The following is a 4,504-nucleotide window of genomic DNA, read 5'->3' on the forward strand; positions in this document are numbered from 1 at the left end:
TGTACTTCCAGGCGCTGCTGGAAGGGTTGGCGCCGATGCCGGCGGCCGACCCGCAATTGCGCGCGGCGCTGACCGCGCAGGCGCAGGCCGAGGGCTGGGCGGCGCTGCACGCGGAACTGCAGCGGATCGATCCGTTGGCCGCGCAGCGCATCCGCCCCGGCGACGCGCAGCGCATCCAGCGTGCGCTGGAGGTGTACCGGCTCAGCGGCCGGCCGATCAGTGCCTGGCAGGCGGATCCGGGTCCGCCGCGGCTGCCGCTGCGGGTGCTGAAGCTGGTGCTGGCGCCGGCCGAGCGCAGCGTGCTGCACGGGCGCATCGATGCCCGCTTCGATGCGATGCTGGGGCAGGGCTTCCTCGACGAAGTGCACGCCTTGCGCGCGTTGCCGCAGATGCAGGCGGTCGCGCAGCCGTTGGCGCTGCCGGCGGTGCGCGCGGTCGGCTACCGCCAGGCCTGGGAGTATCTGGACGGCGTCGGCGATGCGGCGGACTTCCGCGTCCGCGCCATCGCCGCCACCCGGCAGCTGGCCAAGCGCCAGCTCACCTGGCTGCGCGGCGAGCAGGATGCCCGCTGGTTCGACCCGGCGCGCGACGCCGGGCGCCTGCAGGCGGCCCTGGACGCCTTCCTCGGCTGATCGGGCGCGCCGCCGCGCTGTGCTGGCGCCCGCGGTTGTGTAACATCGACGTTCCGGACCACGGCAGGGGAGCTGCAGTGCCGTCCCGGACAATAAAAACAATAATTTGGGAGTGAAGCATGTCCAAGGGGCAATCCTTGCAGGATCCTTTCCTCAACGCGTTGCGTCGCGAACGGGTCCCTGTCTCGGTGTATCTGGTCAACGGCATCAAGCTGCAGGGCACGATCGAGTCGTTCGATCAGTTCGTGGTCCTGCTGCGCAATACCGTCAGCCAGATGGTCTACAAACACGCCATTTCCACCGTGGTGCCGGCGCGCAACGTGCGCGTGGGACCGGGCGGCGGCTATGTGCAGCAGAACGAAGGTGGCAGTGCGGGTGATGATGAAGTCGAGTAGTACCGTAACGAAGTGCGGAGCCGCGGGTGTTTGATCGGTCCCGCCGCGGCGAACATGCACTGCTGATCCAGCCCTACGCGGGCGGTCCGTTGGAAGACGATGTTCTGGAGGAGTTCGCCGACCTGGCGCGCTCGGCCGGTGCCAGCATCGCCGCCACCGTGACTGCGCGCATCGACAAACCGAGTCCGGCGACGCTGATCGGCAGCGGCAAGCTGGAAGAGGTCAAGGCCGCCGCCGACGCCAGCGGTGCCGACCTGGTTCTGGTCAACCACGCGCTCAGCCCCGGCCAGGAGCGCAACCTGGAGAAATACCTGGAGCGGCGCGTGATCGACCGCACCGGGCTGATCCTGGACATCTTCGCCCAGCGCGCGCGCAGCCACGAAGGCAAGCTGCAGGTCGAACTGGCCCAGTTGCGGCACATGGCCACCCGGCTGGTGCGCGGCTGGACCCACCTGGAGCGCCAGCGCGGCGGTTCGATCGGCCTGCGCGGCCCCGGCGAAACCCAGCTGGAAACCGATCGCCGCCTGCTGCAGAAGCGGGTGGAGCAGTTGCAGAAGCGGCTGGAGAAGGTCGAGGTGCAGCACACCCAGATGCGCCGCGCGCGGGTGCGCAGCGAGCTGCCGCGGATCGCGGTGGTGGGCTACACCAACGCCGGCAAGTCGACCCTGTTCAACGCGCTGACCGGTGCCGAGGCCTACGCCGCCGACCAGTTGTTCGCGACCCTGGACCCGACCGTGCGGCGCATCGCGCTGCCCGGCGGCAACGCCATGCTGGCCGATACCGTCGGCTTCGTGCGCAACCTGCCGCACGAACTGGTCGCGGCATTCCGCTCGACCCTGTCCGAGGCGCGCGAGGCCGACCTGCTGCTGCACGTGGTCGACGCCGCCGATCCGCTGCGCGAGGAGCGCATCGCCCAGGTCGACGAGGTGCTGCACGCGGTCGGCGCCGGCGAACTGCCGCAGTTGCTGGTGTTCAACAAGATCGACCGCATCGAGGGCGCCGAGGTGCGTCACGATGCGCAGGACGGCGTGCCGGACACCGCGCGGCGCGAGCGGGTGTGGATCTCCGCGCGCGACGGCCGCGGCCTGGACCTGCTGCAGCACGTGCTCGGCCAGCGCCTGGGCCTGCGCCACGTGCAGGGCAGCCTGCGCCTGCCGCCGAGCGCCGGACGCCTGCGCTCGCAATTGCACCAGTTGCAGGTGATCCGCAGCGAGCAGGCCGACGAGGACGGCTGGCTGCTGCAGGTGGACATCCCGATCACCGAGGCAGAGCGCCTGGCCGCCGCGGCCGACGGCGCGCCGATCCGCGCGCTGCTGCCGCCGCGCGAGCAGGAGGAGTGGCAGCAGCGCTGAGTGCCGCGTCGACGCCGGCGTCGGCACGCTCGACGCCGATGGGCGGGCCGGCGTGGTCGCGGCCCATGCGCCGCGTTGGCTGACGGCCGGCCATCCGCCGGCACGCGCAGGCGCGACAGCCACGGCGAATTGGGCTACAAAGCGCACTGGTTTCCCGAGCTGTGCCATGACGCTTCCCACCGATTCGGATCTGCTGCAACAGGCCACCGCCCTCAGCGATCGCTTGCGCACCGCGCGCGAGCGCCTGGTCACCGCCGAAAGCTGCAGCGGCGGCTGGATCGCCAAGGTGATGACCGATGTCGCCGGGTCCTCGGCCTGGTTCGACTGCGGCATCGTCGCCTACAGCTACGAGGCCAAGCAGGCCTTGCTGGGCGTGCGTCCGCAGACGCTGGAGCATCATGGCGCGGTCAGCCGGGAGACGGTGATCGAGATGGTGTCCGGGGCGCTGGTCAATTCCGGCGCCAGCGTCGCGGTCGCGGTGACCGGCATCGCCGGGCCGGGCGGCGGCTCCGCGGACAAGCCGGTCGGCAGCGTCTGGCTGGGCTGGAAGCGCCGCGGCGGCTATGCCAGCGCGCAATTGTTCCAGTTCCCGGGCGACCGCGACGCGGTGCGCCGGCAGACCGTGGCGGCGGCCCTGCGCGGCCTGGACGCGTTGCTGTGATCGTGGCCGCGCGCCTTCCCCGAGGATGAGCGCGATGTGGGAGGCGTTGAGCACCGTCCGCGACCTGGGACGCCTGCAGGAAATCGCCTCGGTGCTGATCCGCTACGGGTTCGGCGACGTGGTCCGGCGCATCGGCATGGCCGACGTGCTGGAGCGCGCCGGGCGCCTGCTGCACTGGCACAACGCCGAGGAGATGCTGCGCATGTCGGCCCCGCAGCGGGTGCGGCGCGCCCTGCAGGATCTCGGCCCGACCTTCGTCAAGCTGGGCCAGGTGCTGGCCACGCGCGTGGACCTGCTGCCGCCGGAGTGGATCGACGAACTGGGCGAACTGCAGAACGCCGCGCCGGCGCTGGACTATCCGCAGATCCTGCCGCAGCTGATCGAGGCGCTCGGCGAAGAGCCGACGGCGATCTTCGCCGAGGTCGAGGAAACCCCGCTGGCCGCCGCTTCGCTGGCGCAGACCCATCGCGCCCGGCTGCACGACGGCACCGCCGTGGTGATCAAGGTGCGCCGCCCCGGCATCCGCGAGGTGATCGAGGCCGACCTGCGATTGCTGGCGCGGCTGGCGGAGATCGTCGAAGCGCGCGCGCCGGACCTGAAGCGCTATCACCCGGCCGCGGTGGTGCACCAGTTCACCCTGTCGCTGCGCCGCGAGCTGGATTTCGCCGGCGAATGCCGCAATGCCGAGCGCATCGCCGCCAACTTCCAGGGACACGACGAGATCGTGATCCCGCGGGTGCACTGGCAGTGGACCTGCGAGACCTTGAACGTGCAGGACTTCGTCGACGGCATCGGCGGCCGCGACCTGGCCGCGGTCGACGCCGCCGGCCTGGACCGTCGCCAATTGGCGCGTACCGGGGCCGACATCGTGCTGAAGATGGTGCTGGAGGACGGCTGTTTCCACGCCGATCCGCATCCGGGCAACATCTTCTACCTGCCCGGTGAGCGCATCGCGGTGATCGACTTCGGCATGGTCGGGCGCATTTCCGAGCAGCGCCGTTACCAGGTGGTGCAATTGCTGCACGGGTTGGTCACTCAGGACGCCGAGGCGGTCGCCGACATCCTGCTGGAGTGGACCGACGGCGAGGTCGAGGTCGACGAGGCGCGCCTGCACCTGGAGATCGCCGCCTTCGTCGACCAGTACCGCGGCGTGCCGCTGAAGGACCTGCGGGTCGGCGCGATGCTCGGCGACGTCACCGCGCTGCTGCGCCAGCACGCGCTGGCCTTGCCGGCCGACCTGGCGCTGATGATCAAGACCTTCCTGACCCTGGAAGGGGTCGGGCGCCAGCTCGATCCGGATTTCGACATGGCCGGCGCCGCCGCCCCGTACCTGGAGCGGGTGATGCTGCAGCGGTTCGCGCCGCGGGCGATGGCCAGGCGCGGCCGCCGCACCGTGCTGGGCGCGCTGGAACTGCTCGGCGACCTGCCGCGCGACACGCGCCGGCTGCTGCAGGCGGCGCGGCG

The 4,504-nt window shown here is 71.0% G+C and carries 5 protein-coding genes; all 5 read left to right on the top strand.

Going from position 1 to position 4,504, the window contains the following annotated elements:
* The coding region (gene miaA, locus D588_RS0120170; protein WP_017917287.1) for a tRNA (adenosine(37)-N6)-dimethylallyltransferase MiaA at positions 1-632 on the top strand (632 nt) is incomplete at its 5' end.
* A gap of 119 nt (positions 633-751) precedes the next feature.
* Positions 752-1,027, top strand: coding sequence for an RNA chaperone Hfq (hfq, locus tag D588_RS0120175; protein WP_010341316.1), 276 nt, complete (start codon positions 752-754; stop codon positions 1,025-1,027).
* A 26-nt stretch (positions 1,028-1,053) separates the two neighbouring features.
* Positions 1,054-2,379 carry a ribosome rescue GTPase HflX gene (gene hflX, locus D588_RS0120180; RefSeq protein WP_026143930.1) on the top strand — a complete coding sequence of 442 codons (1,326 nt, stop codon included), beginning with the start codon at positions 1,054-1,056 and terminating at the stop codon, positions 2,377-2,379.
* Between the two features lie 166 nt (positions 2,380-2,545).
* Complete coding sequence (locus tag D588_RS0120185) at positions 2,546-3,040, top strand: CinA family protein (protein WP_017914255.1); 495 nt, start codon at positions 2,546-2,548, stop codon at positions 3,038-3,040.
* A 34-nt stretch (positions 3,041-3,074) separates the two neighbouring features.
* Positions 3,075-4,504: 2-polyprenylphenol 6-hydroxylase (ubiB, locus tag D588_RS0120190; protein ID WP_017914256.1), on the top strand; the 1,430-nt coding region annotated here is incomplete at its 3' end.

The organism is Xanthomonas sp. SHU 308 (assembly GCF_000364645.1).
In the GTDB taxonomy this organism is placed as follows: domain Bacteria; phylum Pseudomonadota; class Gammaproteobacteria; order Xanthomonadales; family Xanthomonadaceae; genus Xanthomonas_A; species Xanthomonas_A sontii.